This window comes from Bifidobacterium aquikefiri (genome assembly GCF_002259795.1).
GTDB classification, from domain to species: domain Bacteria; phylum Actinomycetota; class Actinomycetes; order Actinomycetales; family Bifidobacteriaceae; genus Bombiscardovia; species Bombiscardovia aquikefiri.
Window position 1 is genome coordinate 33913 of sequence record NZ_MWXA01000002.1, and the last position, 23568, is coordinate 57480.

The following is a 23568-nucleotide window of genomic DNA, read 5'->3' on the forward strand; positions in this document are numbered from 1 at the left end:
TCTCGAGCAGAGTCTTACTCCTGTTTCAGAAGCTCGCGCAACTGGCCGCGGTGTTCCCTCTGCTCGCGTGGATCAGGAACGGGCAAGGATGCCAGCAGCTTGCGCGTATAGGGATTCTGGGGATTCTGCATGATCTGGCTGGCTTCGCCATGCTCGACGATACTGCCCTTGTGCATCACCATGATCCGGTCTGCCAACATATCGACAACAGCCAAATCGTGGGTGATGAACAGGCATGCAAACCCAATCTCGACCTGCAATCGCTTGAAGAGTTGCAAGACCTTCGCCTGAACCGATACATCCAACGCGGAAGTGGGTTCGTCGGCAATAATCAACGAAGGTTTCAACGCCAAGGCCCGCGCCAGCGAAGCACGCTGACGCTGTCCGCCGGAGAGCTCATGCGGGAAACGGTTCATATAGGTTCTGGGGAGCTGCACCATCTCCAAAAGGTCTCCAACATAATCACTTGCATCGGCCACCGATGAATACTTCTTATGAACCAGCAACGGCTCTGCAACGTTCTCGGCAATAGTCATCAGTGGATTGAATGAACTGCCGGGATCCTGGAACACAAATCCAATATCGGCACGTTTCGGCTTGAATTCACGTTCCTTGAAACCGTTCATCTCAGATCCAAGAACCTTGAGCGAACCGCCGGAAATCCTCTGCAAACCCGCTATGGCACGACCGGTCGTTGATTTTCCCGAACCGGATTCACCTACGAGCCCCAGCACCTCTGAGCGGTGAATCGTGAAGTCCACATCCTTGACTGCCACGAAATCCGGCTGCAGAAGGTGCCCTGGATAGGTGATGGTGAGACCCTTGGCTTCGACGGCGATTGGCTGCTTGTGCCAGTCTGCCTTACGCTCGATGGCGATGCCGTCATCATCACGCACCACCAGTTTCTGCCCAATCCGGGGAACCGCAGCCAAAAGTCGCTTCGTGTAGTCCTCTTGCGGACGGTAAAAAATCTGTTCGACATCGCCCTGCTCAACCACATGACCGCGATACATCACCACGACCTGATCTGCAATATCCGCAATCACGCCCATGTTGTGAGTGATGATCAGCACGCTGGCATCGAATTCGTCTCGCGCGAGCCGCAAGAGGTCAAGGATTTCTGCCTGTACTGTCACATCGAGCGCAGTGGTCGGTTCGTCAGCAAGAATCAGACCAGGATTCAATACCAGCGCCATGGCTATGACAATGCGCTGCTTCTGACCACCGGAGAACTGATGCGGGTAATAATCAACACGTGTCTTGGCATAGGGAATGCCAACCTTTTCAAGGATGTCGATGGTCTTGGCGCGGAGCTCTTGCCGCCCACTCATTCCGTGAGCGCGCAAACCCTCTTCAATCTGCCACCCGATCGTGTATACCGGGTTGAGGACGGAGTTGGGCTCTTGAAACACCATTGCAGCCTCTTCACCGCGCACATGCTGCAAATCTTCGGGTTTCAGCGAAAGCACGTCGAATTCCTCGCTACCATCCCTGCGCGCCAGATAGATCGCACCAGCAGTCGTTGCCGTTTCAGGAAGCAGCTTGATGATGGAGCGTGCGGTGACAGATTTTCCGGAACCGGATTCGCCAACCACGCCGACCACCGTTTTCTTCGGAATGGAGAAGCTGATGTTGTCGATTGCCCTGATCGAGCCGGCATCCGTCATGAATGAAACGCTCAGGTTCTTGATTTGCGCCAGATTCTTGCCGGTGCTATTCAACAACGGATGTCTGCCGTCATCTGAATTCTGATTCATCTCGTGTGCGTTGGTTTCACTCATTTTCGGCCTCCGCTGTATTGTCCACTCCCGGTTTATCGCTCCCGACCGCTCCGGCAGATTCGTTTACCCCGCGAGCTTCAGTCGCATCTGACTCATCTGGTATTGGAATGCTGCGATGCAGGGCAAAGACCTCTTCGGTCGCCTCATTGGAAGGTCCGGCCTTTTCACTCGGATCAACAGAGGTATCTTCAATCGATCCAATGACTTCACCGGCTGATTTGCGGGCACGCAGACGGGGATCGGCCAGATCGTTCAATGACTCTCCGACGAGGGTGATGCCGAGCACAATGAGCACTATCGCCACTCCGGGGAATATGGATGTCCACCAGATTCCTGCCGTGACATCGGCAACGGCACGGTTCAAGTCATACCCCCATTCTGCAGCGGACGTGGGCTCAATGCCGAAACCGAGGAATCCAAGTCCCGCAAGCGTCAGGATGGCTTCCGACGAGTTCAGTGTAAGAATGACAGGTAGCGTTCGTGTCGAGTTCTTCAGCAGATGTTTGGTCATGATGCGCCATGTTGATGCACCGACAACCTTTGCCGATTCAACATATGCCGCTTCCTTGATGCGAATCACCTCTGCACGAATTGTGCGGAAGTATTGGGGAATGTACACAACCGTAATGGAAATGCCGGAAGCGAGTATGCCTCCTGCCAGACTGGACTGGCCGCCGGAGATCATGATTGCCATCAGAATGGCGAGCAGCAATGATGGGAATGAGTAGATTGCATCGGCAATGACTACCATCACACGATCTATCCAGCCACCGAAATACCCAGAGACGAGTCCCAGCAGCACACCAATGAACAGCGAGAGAATAACGGCGACGATGATGGCGATGATTGCTGTTCTCGCACCCCAAATGGTACGGCTGAACACGTCGAAGCCACCAACCGTTGTTCCCCAGATATGAGAGGAGCTCGGAGCTGCCTGTGTCGGGAAGGCATGGCCGCTGGCATCGGTACTCTGAGCAAAGCCGTAGGGAGCAATGATTGGAGCAAAGAGTGCAAGAAGGATAAACACTGCGGTGATCGTCAGACCGGTGATCAGCATGCCTCGTTGCCAGCCCACAGCTATGCGCAGCTCGCGGATGATGGGCAGCTTGGCAAGCCGCGAAGTTGGCTTGGCTCTAAGATTCTGGAGTCTTGTGTCACCTGGCACGGTAACTATTTGAGGATCTGATGCCATCTTCAGTACCTCACTCTCGGGTCGATCATGGCACTCACGATATCAACGATGAAGTTGACCACGGAGACAATTATTGCTATCAGAATCACGATGCCCTGCACCGCAACGAAGTCACGCGCCTTCAAGTACTGGGCAAGCATGAAGCCAAGCCCCTTCCACTCAAATGTGGTTTCTGTAAGCACGGCACCTGCGAGCATGAGGGCTATCTGCATGCCCATGACCGTGATGATGGGGATGAGCGCCGGCTTCCATGCATGCTTGGAAAGAAGGCGACGTTCGGAGACACCTCGTGAACGAGCCGCATCGACATAACCTGAAGTATAGGTGGATATCACATTGGTTCGAACCAGTCGAATGAATACGCCTGCAGTCAGCAAACCAAGTGAGAGTGCAGGCAGAATCGCATGCAGCAGCACGTCGCCCAGCACCTGCATGTTGCCAAGCTGGAACGCATCAATGATGTACAGCCCCGTAGGCGAGACGAGCCGATCGAATTGGATGGTGGAACTCAACGAAGATCTGCCAGAGCTTGGAAGGATTCCGAGCCAGACGGAGAAAATGAGTTTCAGCACAAGTCCGAGGAAGAATACCGGTGTGGCATAGCACAGAATTGCAAACACACGAACAGCCGCATCCTGAGCGCGATCACGGTATCTTGCAGCTAGGCGACCAAGCGGTATGCCAATGACCAGGGCAACGATCAGCGAGAGGATGGATAGCTCAAGCGTTGCTGCACCATATTGGGTAAGAATCGAGCTTACAGGCTGGTTATCGGTCAGTGTCGTTCCAAGATTGCCATGCAGGAGATCAGAGAGATATGAGAGATATTGCACGATAAGTGGTCGATCATAGCCTGCCGCATGAATGCGTCGCTGCAATTCCTCAGGTGCCAGGCGGCCTCCAAGTGCTGCTGAGATTGGATCTCCTGTGGCCCGCATGACGAAGAATACGACGGTGACAAGAATGAAAACCGTGGGAATGATGAGCAGGAAGCGTGTGACCACGAAGCGGAAGAACCCGCTGGAAATTCTATTTTTCTTTGCTTTTGTCTTGACCGGACTTTTTGGCTGGGAATCGCCATCTATCGGCATTCCCTGAATGCTGCCTTCAGACACATAAACTCCTTAATCACAAATACGAATATACCGGCCATGCGAATGGTGGACCCAATGATATTCTGCCGGGTTCACCATTCGCATGGCCGGATCATCGATGTCAGGATTTGGTTACCGATGCATAGCGGAAGCGGAACGATGCATCAAGCACCACGCCCTTCACATTCTTGCCTGTAACTGCAACCTGGGAACCCTGAAGCAGAGGAATCGTGGACAAATCCTCAGTTTCCAAGGTTTGGATCTGCTTCAGCAGCTTCTCTCGCTCTGAAGTGTTCTGCTCACCTGCCTGCTTTACGATCAATGCATTCACCGTACTATTCGAATAACCATTGTTGATGAAGTTGCCATCTCTGAAGAATGGAGACAGATAATTGTCTGGATCGGAATAATCAGGGAACCATCCGAGCTGGTATGCAGGATATGCGCCATCGGAAGAATCGGTGACCACACGCTCCTTGTTGTACTGGGTCCATTCCGTCTGCTGCAGATTCACCTTGAATACGTTGTCCTTCTCAAGCTGAGTCTTGATTGCCGCATATTCATCAGCTGATGATGCACCGTAATGATCCGAGTTGTACTGGATGTTCAGAGTAACTGGCGTGGTAACGCCGGCATCCTGCAAAGTCTTCTTTGCCTTATCGACATCAGGTGCACCCTTGCCGTCGCCATAGGCAGTCTTCAAGGTGTCCTCATGACCGGTCAAACCTTCAGGGATGTAGGAATACAGAGGGGTGTAGGTGCTCTTGTATACCGATGTCGCAAGGTCATCGCGATCGATCAGGTCGGCAACTGCATGACGAACGGCCGTTGCCTTTGCCGTGCTGGCATCCTTCTGAGACGAGCCGAATGGCTGGGTCTTGAAGTTGAAGGTAAGGAAGCGTTCCTCACCACCAGGCCCCTTGACAACCTTGACCTTGCTGTTCTTTGAGAGGCTGGAGATGTCGGTTGGTGTCAGCGAACGATATGCGATATCTACCTGCCCCTCTTGGACCGCAAGCTTGAGGTTCGATGTATTGGCGAAGTATTGAACATCGACGTTCGAGTTCTTGGCTGGCGTCAGACCCTTGTAGCTCGTGTTCTTTGCATAGGAGAGGGCCTCGTTCAGCTTGAATGACGTGAGCTTGTAAGGACCAGCGAAAGCATTATCCTTGACAATCGTATTGGCAGGTGTGAGCTTGTCAGCCGAGAAGACCTGATCATCAACGATAGGACCTGCAGGACTTGAGAGCACCTGCTTCAAGGTCACGTCGTTGGCAACCGAATCCTTGAACACCACCGTATTGTCATCGGGAGTGGAGATGGATTCGATGTTGGCCAGCAAGGATGAAGGACCGTTCGGATCGTTGATCTTCTTGACACGGTCGAAGGAGAACTTGACATCCTTTGAATTCAGGGTGTCGCCGTTGGCAAACTTCAGACCAGTCTTGAGTTTGACGGTGAATTCGCTGCCGTCGCTGCTCCAGGTGCCTGCATCGGCTGCGATGTCAGGACTGACGGATGATGAATTGTAGTTCTGTGCGTACAGGAATGGGAATACCTGAATCTGCACGGCATATGAGCCATTGTCGTATGAACCCGCCGGATCCAGACTGACGATCTGATCCGTGGTACCGATTGTTATTGCGGAACTTCCGCTCGCGCTTGAATCTGACTTGACCCCTCCGCATGCAGCCAAAGATGCAACTGCAGTCACACACGTGACCACTGCAATTAGGCGTTTCTTGAATGACAAGTGTCTCTCCCCCATATAGATGAACCAAATAATTTGGATATTGGAAACAATAGGAAGCATTTGTTGCTGTGAGGTTTCCACTTTGTGTAACAAGCAGACTACGATTCGGCCTCTTCATCGAGCGTGATATCCCGTATTCCTTCAATCTGCACGATGGAATCGAACACATTCGATGGCAGGTTTCCATCGACCCTTACATCAACGCTTGCACCAGCCCAGGAGTCTCCACTCACTTGATGCGATGACAGCACCTGTGTTTCGAAACCTGCCTCGCTGAGTTTCAGAAGCGCGTTTCTCAAGGAACCCTTTCCATTCTCATAGGTGATGTGCAACACACAGATGTGGAAACGACGCAGCAACCTGTACGCGCTTGGAGCAATGACCAGAACGGTCAGAAAATAGCAGAAGGTGACCAGCAGCACCAGAATCTGCAGATTGAATGCGGCTCCCATGCCAATGGCTGCAGAAACCCAAATGCCAGCAGCCGTCGTCAGGCCTTTGACCCTGCTCTTGTTATAGAAGATAACCCCTGCACCGATGAACCCGATTCCAGAAACGATCTGGGCTGCAATCCTCGATCCATCCCAGCTCTGCGATGTCACATGAATCGCGTTGGCTCCAAGCACCGAACTCAGCGAGAAGAGCCAGCTGCCGAGACCGACGAGAATATTCGTACGGATGCCGGCATTCTTGCCGTGATATTCCCGCTCAAGACCGATGCAACCACAGAGAATCAGGGTGAGAGCAAGAGAAACATACTGGGAAAGTTGTGGAATTACAAAAGTCATGCATCGCTCCCCTCATGGTGTACCTACGTACTCTGTAATACAGCACACTGCATCCATGACGCTGATCCCATCACGCCAGTTTCCACAACCGTAATGCAGGTTGACGCGTGAAGCAATCGAACAGACACACGAAGGCTGCAATAGCGACGGCAAAGATGATTCCAAAGGCGAAGAATGCTGCAAGCAACCCAACCCTGGCAACCCCACCATACTGAATGGCCTGTGCGAGCAACGCATGCATGACATAGTAGCTTGCCCTATACCAGAGCGCGTGCATCAGTGATTGGGCAATATAGAATCCAAGAATCCCTGGCGCAAGCATGTTGATGGAAGCGATGAACCTTCGAGCATGCCGCCTGCCGTCGTCATTCGTCTTGGCCTGGGGGATTGTCGCGCACAGGATCAATGCAAGCAGTGCAAGCACGAATGAGATGATCGATGTGGATTTGAACGAGAGATCGTACAGAATGTCATTGTGCCCTGTGAATGCAAGTATGCCCGTCAACGCAATGACACAGGCACACGCGAGTGCCATGAGCATTTTCAATATGCTCGGAGATTTGAGATATGCCAACGCCTTGTAGAGTTTGGATGCCTTGTTTGCCGCATCCGCCTCTCTCAGTCGTTTGCCTATGAGCCCGGCGAAGACGAACGAGAAGAGATAGGTGACTGCACTCATCTGCTTGCGCCAATCGCCCAAACCTCTGCCGTCCAGACTGCCCTGTGCAAAGAATGCGATATATCCGTTGAGCAGATAGACAACGACGAGCATCGCGACCACGGTCATCTCGGCTCTCAAGCTTCCAATGCGTTCGATCACCCAAGCGATTGCAGGGGCCAGTGCCACGAATATGAGGTAGAGCCATATGAATTCGAGATCGATGCCGAGCCATGTTGAACTGCCGACTCCTGGCAGCGGCATCACATATGCGTTCATCAGTAACGCTATGCACACATAGAAGGCCAGCGTTAGCACAATGATGATGCACCGTCTGAGTGTGGCAGAACATTGTGATCGCCAGAAGCCTCTGCTTCTTGATTTCCCAGCGAGGGAAGCGATCAGGAAGAACCCAGAAATCATATAGAAGACGTGATTGCCCCATGCCCCGAGCAAGCTGATAATGCTCATCAACCACATGGATGGAAAGGACACGGCAAGTACCTCTGCGTGGGAGACTGTCATCTGCGGATGCACGGCACTTAACCCCGATGCTTGCTGAAACCAGACGAGGAGCACGTGGAATATTGAAATGCCAAAGATCGCGCATACGCGGAGGAATTCAATGCGCTCATTCCTTACTTTTCCTGAGCGCATTGAATTCCTCGTTTTCGTCATGTCCGCAGCATTCATCTCTGTCTTGACTATATCAATCACATAGAGATGTATGTTTTCTGGGAATTCGGTATCACTGCTGTGAATTTCCTATGCCGTTCGCTGTTTTGATCATTGCATATTGTGATTCGTACAGCCTGTAATACGCCTTTTTCATGGCCAGAAGCTCCTGATGCGTGCCATGCTCGACGATACGACCGTAATCGATGTAGAAAATCTCGTCCGCGCTCTCGATGGTAGAGAGTCTGTGGGCGATGATGAACGAGGTCCTTCCCTTCAACAGATGCGCCAGCCCTGCTTGCAGTGCCTCCTCGGTCTGCGTATCGATGCTGCTGGTGGCCTCGTCAAGAATCAAGATGCGCGGATCTGCAAGCAAAACCCTGGCGAAGGCAACAAGCTGGCGCTGACCACTCGATAGCGTTGATCCACGCTCCTCAATGTAGGTGTCGTATCCATGCGGCAGGCCCTTGATGAATTCGTCAGCATGCACAGCCTTGGATGCTGCAATGATCTCTTCGTCGGTGGCATCAAGCCGACCATAGCGTATGTTGTCCTTGATGGTACCGGTAAAGATAAAGGTGTCTTGAAGCATAACGCCCATCTGCCGGCGCAAGGAATCCAAAGTCACGTCGCGAACGTCATATCCGTCAACCTTTACCGATCCCTCTGCCACATCATAGAATCGCGAGAGCAAGTTGACGATGGTCGTCTTTCCGGCTCCGGTCGGACCAACGAGTGCGACGGTCTTGCCCGGTTTGACATGAAAATCAACCAGGTTCAAGATGTTGCGTCCTCCGGGTTCGTAGCGGAAGACAACATCGTTGAAGTCGACCTGTCCTCTGATCTGTGGCAGCTCAACGGCATGCGCACTGTTGTGAATCTCGGATTTCACATCGAGGGTTTCGAAGATACGTTCAAGATATGCGGAACAGGTGATGAGCTGATTGTAGAAGTTGCCAATATTGATGACTGGGTTCCAGAAATTGTTTGCATACCCCACGAAGGCGATCAAGACACCGGTGGTGACGCTCACACCAGCAACATGCATGATTCCCAAATAATAGATAAGAGCAATGGTCATCGATGAAATCACCTGTACACCGGGCCACATCAGGAACTGGATGTGAACCGCCTTCATCCAGGATGCTCGAACGTCGCTCTGCTGTTCCTGGAAGGTTCTGAACTGCGAACGCTCCTGCGCAAAGGTCTGTGTGGTCTTGACGCCGGCAATCGACTCATGCACGTAGGCATTGAGATTGCTCTGCTTGTTCGATAGCACCTGATAGGCCCTGCGCTGGAAATGCTGCAGTATTCTGACCCACACCATAAGTGCTGGGAAGAGCAGCAGGGACCATAGCGCCAGCTTCCAGTCGATGGCAAACATCACGATCAGCGTAATGATGAAGGTGAATACATCAGAAATAACGCTGATCAGACCAGAGCTCAAGGTGTCCGAAAGTGTATTGACATAGTTCACCACACGGATCAGAATCTTGCCGTGCGGGCGCGAATCGAAGTAAGAGAACGGCAGTGTCTGTATATGCGTGAACAGTTGTCGGCGCATATCCTTGAGCAAGAGCTGACCGACAAGGGTAATCGACACCGTGCGGTATCTCAGGCAGAGTTCATAGGCGATTACCGCCACGAGAAATGCTGCACCCAGTATGAGCAGATTGCGAATGCTCTTGGAGGGAATCACCGAGTCAATCACGATTTTCGTCAGATACGGAATTGCAACGTCGATGCAGCTCATGACGATCACGACGATCAGAATCTTCATGACCTTGCCCAGATATGGCTTTAAATATGCTCCGACTCTTGCAATGTCGTGAATGTTGATCTGCTCTTCAAGCTCTTCGTCTTCGCGGAAGGTATTTCTTTGCTGAGCGCCCTGAGATTCCTTGTCATTGCGCTCCTGATTGATGCGCTGTTCCTGATGCTCAATGCGTTCTTGATCGAGCTTATCGTTGTGCTTCGCCATCGTTCTTTCGTTTCCCCTAGTCCTCGTACCCTGCGGACTGGCCTGACTGCAGGCCCAATTGTTTGCTATAGATTTCCCAATATCTGCCATGCGCTGCGACAAGCTGCTCGTGATTGCCCCGTTCGACGATCTGCCCATGTTCGAGCACCAGAATCAGGTCGCAATCCTTGATGGAAGATATTCTGTGAGCGATTGTCACGATGGTCTTCTTGCTGTCGAGCTCGCGCAGATGCTCTTGAATCAACGCTTCCGTCTCCATATCAACAGCGGACGTCGTATCGTCAAGAATCAGAATCGACGGATCATCAGCAAGTGCACGCGCCAGGCTCAGACGCTGCTTCTGACCGCCGGATAGTCCGACTCCACGCTCACCAACAATCGTGTTGTAGCCTTCCGGCATATTGCGGATGAAGCTGTCTGCACCAGCAATAGAAGCCATCTTGCGCACATGCTGCTCGTCTCGGGCATCCATGCCGAATGAGATGTTGCTGCCTATGGTGTCAGAGAACAGGAAGGTGTCTTGCGCAACGATGCTGACCTGCGAGCGCAGCTGTGCTATTGGCCAGTCGCGCGCATCAATGCCGTCGAGCAGCACTCTGCCCGCCGTTGGGTCGTAGAATCTGGCGATCAGATTGACCAGCGTGGATTTGCCGGCACCGGTCTCGCCCAGAATGCCAAGCTTGGAACCAACAGGGACGAAGAAGTCCAGATCCTTGAGAATCGGTGTCTGGGGGTCGTCGGCAAAGGCAAAGCTGACGTGTTCGAAACGAATCTCTCCACTGATTCGTCCGGGTGTGAGTGATGCCGATTCGCCCACCTGTTTGCGAATCTGCAAGGCTCGATTCACGGAAGCGTCTGCATCCACACGTTCGATGATATTGGATTCGGATGTGAGCAATGAACGGATCTTTATGCATGAGGCGTTGAATCGTTCAATGTCATTCACCAGCCATCCCGATTGACGAACCGGTCCGTCGATCATCCATAGATAGCTGTTGAATACGACCAGATCGCCAAGGGTCATCGTACCCTTGATGATGAGCCAACCCCCGAAGACCAAGGTGATCAGCTGCAGAATGAAGGACGAGCCGTCCATCCATGGCATGTATTTTCGGCTGTTGTAGGCCAGCTTCATGTTGCGTTGCATGTAGTCGTCATTGTGCGTATCGAATACTTTGGTCTCGTATGGCTCTCGCACGAATGCCTTGACCACACGATTGCCTTCAATGTTCTCCTCGACCATCGAATTCATGCGCGCCAGTGAGTTCCTGATATCGAAGAACAGCGGATGTGCATGCTTGGAGAGTCCTCGTGTGAAGTAATAGAGGAATGGCGTGATACATGCCAGCGCGAGCGCCAGACGCCAATCGATGGTAAACATCATGATCAGGGAACCGACAAAGAGGAAGATGCAATCCGTAGCGTTGTAGAGCACCCACGAGAGGAAATGACGTATTGCATCGGTGTCCGAGGTCATGCGGCTCATGATGTCGCCGGTACGGGTGTGGTTGAAATATGGAAAATCCAAGCCATGCAGTTTCTCGTATTCGTCGCTGACAAGCCTGAAAATTGAATTCTGCCCGAACCGTTCCATAAGCATCTGGTATCCGTAACGGGCACATACGCGAATTGCAGTCACGCCAACCATGGACAGACATAGCCTGACCAGACGGTCCTCATGGTGGTTGACGATGACTTGGTCGACGATCATTCCGGCGATGATGGGAACCATCATGACCATGATCTTGTCGACGATGAACAGGACTGCCGCCCCTGCCACACGGGGCAGGTCGGGTCGGCAGTATGGCATGATCCAGCGATAGTTGTTCGCCGTCGTATTGGTATTGGTGTTGACGTACATGAGGAAGATTGCCCTCGAAACCCTTGTTCTGTGATTGTTCTCTTGTTTGGCTTGCAGTTGGCCGCGATTCAATGACCAGCAAGGTGATTGAGCCATATATGGAAGCTTCTTCATATGGCAGGGCAAGCCACATCGCTGATATGCTTGCTCCGCTCCCCCTATGCAAAACTCCCTGACATCAATGCCAATTAATTCTATACTTCTGCACGCGAGTTGCAACTTGGATATCCGGCGTTTTCAGAATAAGGATTCATGGCTCTGCGCCGACGCGCAGGACGAACATGTGATATGCGGCCTTTCATATACGAAAAGCGGCCTCCCGCATCAAGCGGGAGGCCGTAGCATTCATTTATGGAATGGGCCATCTCACAGCGTGACTCAGCGCTGAGAGAAACGCGTTACCGCTACTTGATTACCTTGCCGTATTGCGTGCATGTTCCGGGCATTGACATCACCTCGCCACTCAGGGCGATGCGTGAAGTCGGCTCGCTGATCCATCGCTGCTGTGTAGAGCTGCTGTCAGCAAGGTCTTGAAGGGGTATTCCAGTATTTGTCTGTTGATTCAGCACTTGCAGATTGCGCTGCCCCAAAGGTCACAACAGAAGCAGTCATTAATGTTGCGGCAGCAATGCAAGCACTGATGGTTTTGTAGTGCCAATTGATCTCATCAGTCGTGCTTGTCTGAATGATTAAGAGAAAGCTCCCCCACGGGTACCTTCATCGACACCGCAGGAACCGACAAAGCCAGCCCCGTGCCGGAAATTGCGTGCACGCGATTCTTCTCCTGAGGCGTGGTCATCTCATCGCCTTCCAATGCGACTGCATTGCCATGCATATCCTTGGGAGTCCTGTGATAATCGACTGCGCTCTTGCCTATGACTGCGACTCCGACCAACGCAATCACCAAAAAGAGTGCAAACAGAACGCGGCTATAGGCACAAAAGTGTGGGGGAAATCGTTTCCTAGCCCTTGTGGGAGTGGGTGTTGCTCCTGTTTTATAATTTTTTACGCTGGTATAACGGCACGGCATGAACGTGTGTGTGAAACATGCAGTGAGACGTTCTCCCAACTGGGGTTTGTGCTGGTTGATAATCCTGTTTGACTTAGGGTGCATGAACGCTACCCTGTGTCCGCATTGCGGCATCATCATGCATCGCAACACAGCCACGAGAGCAGGAACGACCCAATGTCGATGCCCGCCATCCCCACCTCCCTTGTCATCCCGATCATCCCGAGCGAATCCACAGCCCTAGTCACCCTGACCTGCCTTGTCACCCCGAGCGAATCCGCCTCTCTTGTCATCTCGAGCGAGCGCAGCGAGTCGAGAGATCTCATCCTTGCGAGCATCAACAGCCAAGATCCCTCGACTCGCTGCGCTCGCTCGGGATGACGATGGTGTTGTCGTTCATACCACCGACTCGCTCCGCTCGCTCGGGATGACAATGGTGTTGTCGTTCATACGACGGAGCCGCTGCGGCCCATGCTTCACTTCCCTGCATGCATCACAGCCCCTTCGCCCCACACCAAGCACACTTCCCGAAGATGCGGCCAGTACATTCCGTACCAAGTCTGGTCCAGACCATACATCGCAAGAAGAAAACGCGGTGAAAAATCTGCTGGCACATTACATTCTCTCCCAAATATGAAATACTGTGTAATATCTTTCAATGTCGAAATGAGTACGGAAAATGCCTGATAGAACCAACGAACGCAAGAAGCGTGTGACGATAGTCGACGTTGCCAAGGCCGCAGGTGTCGCACTGAGTTCAGCTTCAGCCGCGCTCAACAATCGACCCGGTGTTTCCAACGAAACGAGAAAGCGGATTGCAGCCAAAGCCGAGGAGTTGGGCTATGCACCGTCGCTGCGTGGGCGCAGTCTTTCTTCGAAACGTACCTTCTCAGTCGGCCTGGTCATTCAACGAGACATCGACGTGCTCGAATCAGATCCGTTCTTTGGGAGCTTCATCACCGGCATTGAAGAGGTCATCTCGCACCGAGACTATGCGTTGGTGCTACAGATCAGCAAGAATGAAGAGGAAACCCTGGAACGGTATCGAAAGCTTTCGCTGGATGGGCGGGTTGATGGTGTATTTCTCAACGAATTGAGAATCAACGACGAACGTGCCGAGCTCATCAAGGAGCTTGATCTGCCTGCAGTGGCCATCAATTCTGCAGATTCACTGAAATTGCCGAATGTGCGACAGGATGCATCCGTTCCTTTCAGACAATTGACAGAGCTGCTGATCGAACAGGGACACACACGAATCGGGCATGTCAGTGGACCCCGTGAATTCCTGCATTCCTTCGTACGCGAGCACGCGTGGGAAGAGACTCTCAAACAGCATTGCCTACCAATTGGTCCGATTTTTACCGGCGACTTCACCTACGAAGGCGGCAAGAAGGCCGCTTTCGCACTCATGCGCGACAAGAACCGTCCCACTGCGGTGGTATGCAGCAATGATCTGATGGCCGTAGGATTCATTCAAGGATGCAAGGATCTCGGCATGCGCGTTCCGCAGGACGTTTCCGTGACGGGATACGACGGCATTGCCCTCTCAACATACATTCGCCCAACCTTGGTAACGGCTAAGACAAATCCACGTCATCTGGCGCGCGAAGCCGCAGAAATGCTGATGCAGATCGTTGATGGTGGGCAGCCTCAGAATCGCACCATTCCACCTGCAACCATCGTTTATGGCAATTCTGTAGGCAAAGCGCCGCGTGCCGAGAATAATTTCTAAATTTTGTATCACTCACTCCCCTTGTTGATATATACTTAATAAAGCCGAAACGTTTCGGTTTAACAAAGGAGTTAGAGATGAAACCTATTAGCATTTTTCATGGGAGGATTGGCCGTGGCATCGTAGCCGCAGTGGCCATGCTTGCCGCCGTGGGGACGACAGCCGCCTGTGGTTCTACCGGAGCGTCGAGCGCCAAGAGCTCAGACCTCTCCGGCACGCTCAACATTCTGGTTTCCAGTGCAGATGCCTCCGATGCCGCTTTCAAGCAGGTAAACAAGGCTTTTGAAGCAAAATATCCACATGTAACCGTCAAGTTCTCCTCCGTTCCCAATGACTCGTATCCTGCGACAAAAGCATCACGTCTGTCAGCCGGAACCCTGGATATCTTCGTTCTCAAGAACTTCGTTGAGGTTCCTAGCTATGCGAAGGATTCAACCTCAGATGACACGCTTATGGCTCAATCGGGCGGAATCGTCGATCTCACCAACGAATCTTTCATGAAGCATTACTCAGCCTCCGTGCTCAAGGCACAGGCCATCGGCGGCAAGCAGTATGCAGTCCCCACAGGCCTGAGCTACTCCACCGGCATCTATTACAACAAGAAAATCTTTGAGCAGAACGGCCTCAAGGCTCCAACCACATGGTCCGAGCTGCAATCTGTTATGAGCACACTCAAGAGCAAGGGCATCACACCATTCGGAATCGGCGGCAAGGATACCTGGCCTGCAGGCCTTGTCATGCTCGGAAGCGTCGCCTCGGAATATCCAACACTTGCAGACAAACAGAAGCTGGCAAAAAACCTGTGGACTCAGAAAGTCTCTCTGACCGACACGAAGACCGAAGGCATTCTCGAAAAGACACAGACAATTTTCAACAATGCCCAACAGAACTTCTCCGGTGCTGGATATGACGATCTGCCTGCTGCCTTTGCTCGGGGCGATTTCGCCATGATGCCAGATGGAACGTGGAACGAACCGACCATCGATTCCGCAATCAAGGGTGCATTCGATTTTGGCTACATTCCATTCCCTGCCTCTGACAACGCCAGCGATAACTCCCTGCTCGATGGAAAGATCGAACTCCAGCTTGGTATCGCCTCTGCCACGAAGAACAAGGATGCAGCACTGAAGTGGATGGAATTTTTCTCTGAGAAATCGACGTATACGAAGTTTGCCAAGACCGCAGGATTCTCATCCTCACAGCCAGACGTTGCCACTTCGTCATTCCTCAAGTCCATCTCCCAGTACACACAGAAGTATGAACCTGCATGGGATCAGGTCTGGGTAGCTAACAACAAGGCTGGCGAAGACGCCGTATATCCGTTCAACTACCCGGCATTGTCGCCCCTTGGCACAAAGACAGCAAAGAGCGCCGCCGCTTCGTCTGAATCTGCATGGTCGGCAGCTTTCTAAACGGTTGCCGATCGAAACCTCGTAGCCATACGGCTTTACTGCGGTGCGGCAATGGTTCACATTGCCGCACCGTTTCCAATTGGAGATATTATGTCTGAAAAAAATACTTTCCCGTTTTCATCCAGAACACCATTACGCATAACCTTCGGAATTGCACTCGTCATTCTTATCGTTTTCGCATTTGTTCCTGCCATTGCCGTGTTCTTTGTATCATTTACTGACTTGCGCGGGGTTACCTATCTGCCCACGAAGTTCATAGGTCTACAAAACTACATTCAATATTTCGGCCTTGGACATCGCGCCGATAATCTCAACGCCCTCAAGAACACCCTGATCTTCGCATCTCTTTCTACGATCATCCAGATCACCTTGGCACTGGGCATTGCAATCCTGCTGAACAACCCACGTCTGAGAGGAAGGAACATATACCGAGCAGTCGTGTTCATGCCCACGGTTCTGGGCGTGACCGTCACGGCTCTCGTCTGGTCATTGATGTTCAACACATCCGGCGGTCCCATCCAGCAAGTGCTCCTGCTGTTCGGCAAGAATTCCGCATTCTTCGGAGATCAGAACATAGCGCTCTACCTCGTGATATTCGTCCAGATATGGATGGTCTGCGGGACTTCGGTGATCATATTCCTTTCGGGTCTGCAGGCAATTCCGCAGGAGTTGTATGAAGTGTCCAGCATCGACGGTGCCGGCCCCTGGGCTCAGTTCAGATTTGTCACACTCCCCATGCTTTCACCATCAGTGACGGCAAACGTCCTGCTTGGCATTGTCAACGCCCTGCAGAGCTATCAGCTCACGTATGTGCTCACCGGTGCAGACAAGAAAGGCACGCAGGTGCTTTCCCTGCAGGTCTACATGCAGGCATTTGGAGGCCGCTCAGGAACCACGCTGTCACAATCACAGGGCTATGCCGCAGCAATTTCCATGGTTCAGTTTGTATTGGTCGGGGTCATCACGCTTGCAACTTTGGCCTATTTGCGTAGAAGGGAACAGAAATGACCACTACCAGCAACACTCAAACAAACACGCTCACATCAGTGCGATCCGAGAAGTCTGGCGGTAGATCGGAGAAGAAGGTCAGCAGTAAGGTGGCACGATCCCAACGTGTTGGGAAAACACCATGGCTGATGTACTGCTTTGTGGTGTGCATTCTTGTACTCTTCATTTTCCCACTGCTATATCTACTCAATACCGCCCTGAAAAGCAATTCCGAATTCATCACCAATCCTGTTGGACTGGTTAGCTCGTTCGAATGGGGCAACTTTGCCGAAGCCTGGTCCAAGGGCAACTTCGGATCGTATTTCATCAACACCGTGGTCTACACCATCTGCGGTGCCGGACTGGGAACTGCAATAAGTCTCTTCATGGGATTCCCCGCAGCACGCGGATATATCAAAGGCACAAAATTCTGGAACGTGTTGTTCACGCTCGTCCTGTTTCTCCCCAATGCCTTGATGACACAGTTCCAGCTCCTGCTGCGGCTGCATCTGTACAACACCCAGATCGGATACATTCTGATGGTCGCTGTCGGCGTTGGCATCGGCCCGCTGCTCTTTACCGGATTCGTCTCGTCCATTCCCAAGGATCTCGACGAGGCAGCGGCAATCGACGGCGCTGGATATTGGACATACCTGTTCAAGTTCATCGTTCCGCTCTCCAAGCCAGCCTTGATGACCGTGTTCATTCTTCAGGCAGTGTGGATCTGGAATGAAATCATCATGGCGACGGTACTGTTCTCGGACCAGAACAAATTCCCAATCTCGGCCGGTCTGTTCGCCTTCAAGGGGACGTACTCGAATAATTGGCCACTGCTTGCAGCAGCCACGATTATCGTTGCGGCACCGCTTGTGCTCGGATACCTCTTCATTCAGCGCTATCTCGTCAATGGCGTTCTTGGAGCCGTAAAGGGCTGACGAACTCAGAACTGTTTACAAAGCAGCAGCCCTTCTGCTCTTGTAGATGGGAATTTTTGAAAGGACATACATAATTATGGCTGGAACCAGCTTTTTTAAAGACGCAACATTTCCACTGGGACCCTTTGTTCCATACAAGAACAATCCAATCCTGAAACCGTTGGGGGGATCGTGGGAATCTGCGAATCTCTATAATCCGGCGGCGCTGGTCGTAGACAACGAGGTCGTGCTGCTATACCGTGCACATGCGGACGACATAGTCTCACATATTGGAATTGCGCACAGCAAGGACGGTTATTCCTTCGAGCGTGAATCATCTCCAATTCTCTCCCCAACCGAGGATTATGAGCGATATGGCTGCGAAGATCCAAGAATCACGGCTATTGATGGCACGTACTACCTGACATATACAGGCTGGGATCGCGCAAGGGCTCAGCTGTGTCTTGCAACGTCAACCGATTTGCATCACTGGACCAAGCATGGTCCCATGTTCGAGAATTTTGACACCTTCGCGGTCACCGATTCGCCCACCGGGGGCAATTGGAACAAGGCAGGTGTCATACTGCCGTTCCAGATCGAAGACAAATGGTGGATGTATTTCGGTGAGGGAAGCGTCTACTGGGCAACCAGCGACGATCTGCTGCACTGGACTCCAGGGACTTCAGACAAAGAACCAATCTACAGACCGATGGAATATTCTTTCGATGCAGATCTGGTAGAGATTGGTGCACCCCCTGTGCTGACATCCAACGGATTGCTGCTGTTTCTGGCTAATGGAGCCACGAGACAGGCCCGCCCTGATGGCACATATGACGTTGATTACCGTTGCGGTCAGTTTGTGATCGATCCTGACAAACCTCGTGAAGTACTTGCACGAATGACCACCTCGTGGCTTCATCCTCAAACCTTCGAGGAAGTCAACGGCCTGATTCCCAACGTGACCTTCGTGGAGGGTCTCGTGTACTTCCACGATCTGTGGTTTGCATACTATGGCCAGTCTGACACCACACTTGCCACAGCGGTATTCGATCCGAAGACGACCTGGGGGCAGACTCTGAATATCTGATCTTCACAGAGAGGGGGGCGTTCGCGACAACACAATGTTGCAAACGCCCCCCTTGATGCTCTTTCCGGCATCCAAGACCAGACTGTGCCATGGCACAGAGGCTGCATATATATAGGTTGTATATATGCAGCCTCACTCAGATCACAGTGAATGGAACGGCAGTCAGATCATCATCCTTCGAGGAGTGGCCGATTAATGCCTCAAAATCTCCGGGTTCGACAACGCGCTGGCCAGAGGTGTTCACTATCGAACAGGCCGAAACAGGAAGCGAAATTTCAACGAGTCTGGACTCCCCTGCTTCAAGGTGAAGCTGTGTGAAAGCTTTCAGCTCCTTATCTGCCCAGGTTGCCGAAGTGACCAAATCGCGAATGTACAGCTGAACCGTCTCAAGGCAAGGTCTGTTGCCTGTATTCGACACCGTTACGGCAAAGGTCAGCGTGTCATTCACATCGCAGGCTTTCGATTGCGGCGCTGCAATCCGTGCGTCACCATAGACAACCGTGGTATAGCTCAAGCCCTCTCCGAAGGCATGTTCCGGTTTCTGGTCAAGATCGGCATAGCGAGTGCCATGCTGACCGCGTATCTGGTTGTAGAAGATCGGCAGCTGACCGGCATCCTTGGCAAAGGATATCGGCAGTCGACCCGACGGTTCGATCTTACCCAATAAGACTTCGGCAATCGCCTGCCCTCCTTTCATGCCTGGATTGCCAACCCACAGGAGCGCTGCAGCCTGTTGGGCGCTTTCGGGCAGAATCAGTGGCTTTGAGGCAAGCAGCACGATGATGAATGGCTTTCCGTTATGCCTGGATTGATCAGCGATGGCATCGATAAGTGCGTTCTGTGCTCCAAACAGTCTCAATGTTGCCGTTGACCTACCTTCGCCGACCAGTTCGATACGATCTCCAACAACGACGATGCTTACATCAGCCTGGGCGCTGATGTGCAGAGCTTCGTCAATCATCTTGGGATCTGGCTTGCAGGGAACAGCGATGGGTGGGGCTGGCTGCCCATCCGGAAGCACTTCCCCTACTTGCTCTGGCACAGTGGAGAGAATGCCCGCACCTTCGGCATATGTCACCTTGACATCATCGGGTGTCTGCTCTCGTAGACCATCAAGAATCGTCGTGATCATCTCACGCGGCTGACCCACGAGCCATGGCACCTGGCCAGAGCCACCTGCCCAATCGCCCAGCTGAGTTTGTGCATCATCTGCAAGAGGACCGATGACGGCAATGCTTTGGATGGGGTGTTTGGATGAGGCCGCTCTCACAGCAGTGGTGTCGGCTTCGCCAAATGAATCACGGTCATCATGTTTTTCAGCATGGACGGCACATTCAACATGGTCACCACAGTGTAGCGGCAGTGTGCCATCGTTGTTGAGCAGCACAACGGAACGTCTTGCAATTTCAAGATTCAGCTCCTGATGTTGAGCTGTACCGATTGAAGTTTTGATCACATCACGCCGAGGCAATCTCGGATTTTCAAACAGTCCAAGATTGAATTTGACGGCGAGCACGCGACTTGCGGCCGCATCAATCTCCTCAATGGAAATCATCTTGCGCTCAAGCGCCTGCATGGCTCCCTCGAAGAAGCTTGGAGTAGTCATTATCATATCGTTGCCGGCCTTTATGGCCGCCGCAGCAGCATGTGCGATATCGGGTTGAAGCCGTTGCTCCCAAACTAATCTGCCGACATTGTCCCAATCGGTGACGAGCATCCCTGAATATTTCCATGCTCCGCGCAGAACATCGTTGAGAATCCAACGATTCACCGTTATTGGCGTACCATCGATGGATTCATATCCGAGCATGAATGTTGCACATCCCTCTCGTGCCACACGTTCAAAGGGTGGCAGAAACCATGATTTGAGATTGCGACGCGTCAAATCGGCTTCCGAGGCATCACGCCCGCCCTGCGTCTGGGAATACCCTGCGAAATGCTTTGCAGTTGCAAGCAGCGAGGAGTTACCACGCAAGGACTTGCCATGCTCCGAGCCGCTGCCGCCACCTTGATATCCCTTGACCATCGCAGAAGCGAGCTCGCCGATCAGATATGGGTCCTCGCCAAAGGTCTCATCGACTCGCCCCCACCGCAAGTCTCGTGCAATGCACAACACCGGTGAGAAAGTCCAATGGATACCGGTCGGTGCGGCCTCCTCTGCAGTGGCACGCGCCATGCGCTCCAACAGCTCTGGATTCCAGGTTGCCGCCATAGCCAGCTGCGTTGGAAAAATCGTCGCTCCCGGCCAGAACGAATACCCATGAATCAGATCATCACCAATGAGCAGAGGAATCCGCATGCGCGTCTTCGCGACGAAATCTGCAGCCTGATACAGCTGTTCGGGCGATGCATGCAATATGGAACCGACGAAACGATGCACAATATTATGCTCGAGCTCATGTCGCGCATCGGTTTGGAGCAGCTGCCCGATTTTCTCTTCAGGTGTGAGCCTATGCAAGAGGTCGGCAACTCTGCGATCTGTGGGCAGTGATGGGTCGAGATAGGCTTTGCCTTTGTTGTTCATACCTTTTCCTTTGTAAAGATGCACAGCTTAGCTATTGACAAGTCCAGTCGGCAAGGGAACTCCGTCTTTCTGCAACTCAACGAACAATTGGCAGGCAACGGTATGACCAACACTATCCTGAGGCAGACCAGTTGGCTGAAGAGCCACATCATAGGATGCACACTCCGGCCGGGCATATGCACAGCGAGCCATGAACGGGCATCCCTGCGGAAGATCAGCCAAATCCGGCGGAGAACCGGGGATTCCGCCAAGCTCCTTACGGGCACCGTGCAGCGGTGGGAAGGAGCCGATAAGTCCCTTTGTGTATGGGTGGCGTGCCTGGCGATACAATTCCATGGCCTTGCCATCTTCAATGATTTCACCAGCGTACATAATGGCAATTCTGTCTGCTATCTCTATCAGGAGCGAGATATCGTGCGTGATGAAGATGACTGCAAAGCCGAGCTTTTGGCGCAATTCCATAATTTGCTGAACGATCTGGCGCTGCATCACCACATCGAGTGCGGTGGTGGGCTCGTCCATGATCAGTACCTTCGGCTCAAGGGCAAGCGCCATGGCAATCATCACACGCTGACGCATACCACCGGAAAGCTGATGAGGGTAAGCATTGAGACGGTCGTGTGCAATGCCAACCATATCCATCAGTTCCTCAGCGCGTTCCTCTCTGCGTGCTGCAGACCATTTCGGCCGATGTACCTTGATGGCATCCTTGATCTGATAGCCAACCTTGTATACCGGATTCAGGGAATTCAATGCACCTTGGAACACGATGGCCGTATCGACCCAACGCTCGCGTCTAAGCTGCCTATCATTCAACGCAAGAAGATTGTATTGCTTGCCATCATCGCCGGTCACCCACACTTCACCACTGGTGATGAGACCAGGTGGCGGCAGCAATCTGGTGGCCGCATAGACAAGCGTTGACTTTCCGCATCCCGATTCCCCCGCAAGACCAAGCACCTCACCTTTGTGCAGGGTCAAATTCACATTACGAAGCGCATGAACGGCATCGTCGGTGAAACCATAATCAACGCTGAGATTATTGATGGTCAGTGCCGGTTCCGCTTCGAAGCTCGGTTTATTTTCCATCGTTGTTCCTTTCACTCGCCACCAGCCGCGAATTGGAAACTGAAGAATGCACGGTTTTCAGTCGCGACTTTGAAGCAGCCTTCTGCACAACGGGCGTGAACCCGATGCGCGGATAGATCTTGCGCTTCTTCAGCTCCGCCGCATTCATCCCCGTGTTGCGCAAGCGCGGATTTACAAACTCATCAATGCCAAAATTGATAAGCGCCAACGACATGCCGACAAGCGCCACACATAATCCAGCCGGTGCATACCACCACCACAGACCCTGAGTAAATGCTCCAGAATTCTGTGCCCAATAGAGCACGGTTCCCCAACTCCAGTCGGATGGCGGAATCACGCCGATATACGACAGGGTCACGAGAGACATGATCGAGGCTGTAACCGTTCCGATGAAGGTCGAGGCAAGAATTGCAGTGAGATTCGGGAGAATTTCAAAGAAAATCGTTCGGAATCGAGTCTCGCCGTTTGCACGCGAGGCTTCAACGAAGTCCCTCGACCTGAGCGACATGGTCTGTGATCGCAATACGCGCGCGCCCCATGCCCATCCGGTAAGCGAAATAATCAGCACGATTGCGCCAACTCCCGCCTCTTTCATCATGCCCATGATGATAATGATCAAGGGCAAACCGGGAATCACCAGAAAAATGTTGGTGAACATCGACAGCATCTCATCCCACATACCACCGAGAAACCCTGAGGTCACCCCAATGGCCGCCGCAATGAATGTGGCGATGATGCCTGTACTGATGCTCACGACCATGACACCGCGCGTTCCAACCAGCAGCTGAGAGAAAATATCCTGCCCGGTCTGCGTGGTTCCAAGCCAATGGATTGCACTCGGAGGCTCCGAGGCCGCCGTAGAAACCTTGTCGGGACTATATGGCGCAATCCAAGGCCCAATCAGGCCAACGACGAGGAAGAAACCGAAAATCGCGAGGCCAACGATCGACTTGGTGTTGCGCAGGAACACAAAATGCTTGCGCACCGCCGGTTTCAACGTTTCTGTAGCTTGTACTGCCACCTGAGCCATG

18 protein-coding genes are annotated in these 23568 nt (G+C 52.5%); 6 read left to right on the top strand and 12 right to left on the bottom strand.

What is annotated here, in order from left to right; genetic code table 11:
- Positions 1-14: 14 nt before the first annotated feature.
- The 8 genes from BAQU_RS00935 to BAQU_RS00970 all read right to left on the bottom strand — a co-directional run bounded on the left by BAQU_RS00935 (position 15) and on the right by BAQU_RS00970 (position 11783).
- Positions 15-1757, bottom strand: a complete 1743-nt coding sequence (locus tag BAQU_RS00935; protein WP_094692322.1) for a dipeptide ABC transporter ATP-binding protein — start codon at positions 1755-1757, stop codon at positions 15-17.
- A 16-nt stretch (positions 1758-1773) separates the two neighbouring features.
- Positions 1774-2973: an ABC transporter permease gene (locus BAQU_RS00940; protein ID WP_094692204.1), complete on the bottom strand. Its 1200-nt coding sequence runs from the start codon at positions 2971-2973 to the stop codon at positions 1774-1776.
- A 2-nt stretch (positions 2974-2975) separates the two neighbouring features.
- The gene (locus BAQU_RS00945) at positions 2976-4064 is read right to left on the bottom strand and encodes an ABC transporter permease (RefSeq protein ID WP_094692205.1); all 1089 of its coding nucleotides are present in this window, start codon (positions 4062-4064) and stop codon (positions 2976-2978) included.
- A gap of 124 nt (positions 4065-4188) precedes the next feature.
- Entirely contained in the window at positions 4189-5835 is a 1647-nt protein-coding gene (locus BAQU_RS00950; RefSeq protein WP_169713244.1) for an ABC transporter substrate-binding protein, read from the bottom strand.
- A gap of 83 nt (positions 5836-5918) precedes the next feature.
- Positions 5919-6608, bottom strand: coding sequence for an MgtC/SapB family protein (locus BAQU_RS00955; protein ID WP_094692206.1), 690 nt, complete (start codon positions 6606-6608; stop codon positions 5919-5921).
- 70 nt (positions 6609-6678) lie between these two features.
- Positions 6679-7959 (bottom strand): acyltransferase family protein, encoded by a 1281-nt coding sequence (locus BAQU_RS00960; protein ID WP_094692207.1) that lies wholly within the window; start codon positions 7957-7959, stop codon positions 6679-6681.
- Positions 7960-8014: 55 nt separating this feature from the next.
- Positions 8015-9922, bottom strand: a complete 1908-nt coding sequence (locus tag BAQU_RS00965) for an ABC transporter ATP-binding protein (protein ID WP_094692208.1) — start codon at positions 9920-9922, stop codon at positions 8015-8017.
- Positions 9923-9938: 16 nt separating this feature from the next.
- Complete coding sequence (locus BAQU_RS00970; protein ID WP_094692324.1) at positions 9939-11783, bottom strand: ABC transporter ATP-binding protein; 1845 nt, start codon at positions 11781-11783, stop codon at positions 9939-9941.
- A 351-nt stretch (positions 11784-12134) separates the two neighbouring features.
- Here BAQU_RS00970 and BAQU_RS10390 point away from each other — a divergent pair, with 351 nt between their 5' ends.
- Entirely contained in the window at positions 12135-12317 is a 183-nt protein-coding gene (locus tag BAQU_RS10390) for a hypothetical protein (RefSeq protein WP_158215600.1), read from the top strand.
- Positions 12318-12450: 133 nt separating this feature from the next.
- Here BAQU_RS10390 and BAQU_RS10250 read toward each other — a convergent pair whose 3' ends face one another.
- Positions 12451-12690: a hypothetical protein gene (locus BAQU_RS10250; protein ID WP_211277066.1), complete on the bottom strand. Its 240-nt coding sequence runs from the start codon at positions 12688-12690 to the stop codon at positions 12451-12453.
- 781 nt (positions 12691-13471) lie between these two features.
- Here BAQU_RS10250 and BAQU_RS00985 point away from each other — a divergent pair.
- From BAQU_RS00985 to BAQU_RS01005, 5 genes are all read left to right on the top strand, one after another.
- Positions 13472-14524, top strand: a complete 1053-nt coding sequence (locus tag BAQU_RS00985) for a LacI family DNA-binding transcriptional regulator (RefSeq protein WP_094692211.1) — start codon at positions 13472-13474, stop codon at positions 14522-14524.
- 77 nt (positions 14525-14601) lie between these two features.
- Complete coding sequence (locus tag BAQU_RS00990) at positions 14602-15936, top strand: ABC transporter substrate-binding protein (protein ID WP_094692212.1); 1335 nt, start codon at positions 14602-14604, stop codon at positions 15934-15936.
- A 90-nt stretch (positions 15937-16026) separates the two neighbouring features.
- Positions 16027-16944 carry a carbohydrate ABC transporter permease gene (locus BAQU_RS00995; protein WP_094692213.1) on the top strand — a complete coding sequence of 306 codons (918 nt, stop codon included), beginning with the start codon at positions 16027-16029 and terminating at the stop codon, positions 16942-16944.
- A complete protein-coding gene (locus BAQU_RS01000; protein WP_211277067.1) occupies positions 16941-17858 on the top strand; it encodes a carbohydrate ABC transporter permease in 918 nt (305 codons plus the stop codon). Before BAQU_RS00995 ends, BAQU_RS01000 begins: the two co-directional genes overlap by 4 nt.
- A gap of 76 nt (positions 17859-17934) precedes the next feature.
- Positions 17935-18924 carry a glycoside hydrolase family 130 protein gene (locus BAQU_RS01005; protein ID WP_094692214.1) on the top strand — a complete coding sequence of 330 codons (990 nt, stop codon included), beginning with the start codon at positions 17935-17937 and terminating at the stop codon, positions 18922-18924.
- 136 nt (positions 18925-19060) lie between these two features.
- Here the strand turns inward: BAQU_RS01005 and BAQU_RS01010 are convergent, their stop codons facing one another.
- From BAQU_RS01010 to BAQU_RS01020, 3 genes are read right to left on the bottom strand one after another with little or no spacing between them, the layout of a single operon-like run.
- The gene (locus tag BAQU_RS01010) at positions 19061-21448 is read right to left on the bottom strand and encodes a glycoside hydrolase family 3 N-terminal domain-containing protein (RefSeq protein WP_094692215.1); all 2388 of its coding nucleotides are present in this window, start codon (positions 21446-21448) and stop codon (positions 19061-19063) included.
- Between the two features lie 27 nt (positions 21449-21475).
- Positions 21476-22537, bottom strand: coding sequence for an ABC transporter ATP-binding protein (locus BAQU_RS01015; protein ID WP_094692216.1), 1062 nt, complete (start codon positions 22535-22537; stop codon positions 21476-21478).
- Positions 22527-23567: an ABC transporter permease gene (locus BAQU_RS01020; protein WP_094692217.1), complete on the bottom strand. Its 1041-nt coding sequence runs from the start codon at positions 23565-23567 to the stop codon at positions 22527-22529. The genes BAQU_RS01015 and BAQU_RS01020 overlap by 11 nt, the downstream gene beginning before the upstream one ends.
- Between the last annotated feature and the right edge of the window lies 1 nt (position 23568).

Excerpts from the sequence above, each read along its gene's own strand:
- BAQU_RS00995 (WP_094692213.1), top strand. The coding sequence starts at position 16,027 with ATGTCTGAAAAAAATACTTTCCCGTTTTCATCCAGAACACCATTACGC.
- BAQU_RS00965 (WP_094692208.1), bottom strand. The coding sequence starts at position 9,922 with ATGGCGAAGCACAACGATAAGCTCGATCAAGAACGCATTGAGCATCAG.
- BAQU_RS01020 (WP_094692217.1), bottom strand. The coding sequence starts at position 23,567 with ATGGCTCAGGTGGCAGTACAAGCTACAGAAACGTTGAAACCGGCGGTG.
- BAQU_RS01015 (WP_094692216.1), bottom strand. The coding sequence starts at position 22,537 with ATGGAAAATAAACCGAGCTTCGAAGCGGAACCGGCACTGACCATCAAT.
- BAQU_RS01000 (WP_211277067.1), top strand. The coding sequence starts at position 16,941 with ATGACCACTACCAGCAACACTCAAACAAACACGCTCACATCAGTGCGA.
- BAQU_RS00990 (WP_094692212.1), top strand. The coding sequence starts at position 14,602 with ATGAAACCTATTAGCATTTTTCATGGGAGGATTGGCCGTGGCATCGTA.
- BAQU_RS00940 (WP_094692204.1), bottom strand. The coding sequence starts at position 2,973 with ATGGCATCAGATCCTCAAATAGTTACCGTGCCAGGTGACACAAGACTC.
- BAQU_RS10390 (WP_158215600.1), top strand. The coding sequence starts at position 12,135 with ATGGAATGGGCCATCTCACAGCGTGACTCAGCGCTGAGAGAAACGCGT.
- BAQU_RS00950 (WP_169713244.1), bottom strand. The coding sequence starts at position 5,835 with ATGGGGGAGAGACACTTGTCATTCAAGAAACGCCTAATTGCAGTGGTC.
- BAQU_RS01010 (WP_094692215.1), bottom strand. The coding sequence starts at position 21,448 with ATGAACAACAAAGGCAAAGCCTATCTCGACCCATCACTGCCCACAGAT.
- BAQU_RS00935 (WP_094692322.1), bottom strand. The coding sequence starts at position 1,757 with ATGAATCAGAATTCAGATGACGGCAGACATCCGTTGTTGAATAGCACC.
- BAQU_RS00955 (WP_094692206.1), bottom strand. The coding sequence starts at position 6,608 with ATGACTTTTGTAATTCCACAACTTTCCCAGTATGTTTCTCTTGCTCTC.
- BAQU_RS01005 (WP_094692214.1), top strand. The coding sequence starts at position 17,935 with ATGGCTGGAACCAGCTTTTTTAAAGACGCAACATTTCCACTGGGACCC.
- BAQU_RS00985 (WP_094692211.1), top strand. The coding sequence starts at position 13,472 with ATGCCTGATAGAACCAACGAACGCAAGAAGCGTGTGACGATAGTCGAC.
- BAQU_RS00960 (WP_094692207.1), bottom strand. The coding sequence starts at position 7,959 with ATGAATGCTGCGGACATGACGAAAACGAGGAATTCAATGCGCTCAGGA.
- BAQU_RS00970 (WP_094692324.1), bottom strand. The coding sequence starts at position 11,783 with ATGTACGTCAACACCAATACCAATACGACGGCGAACAACTATCGCTGG.
- BAQU_RS00945 (WP_094692205.1), bottom strand. The coding sequence starts at position 4,064 with ATGCCGATAGATGGCGATTCCCAGCCAAAAAGTCCGGTCAAGACAAAA.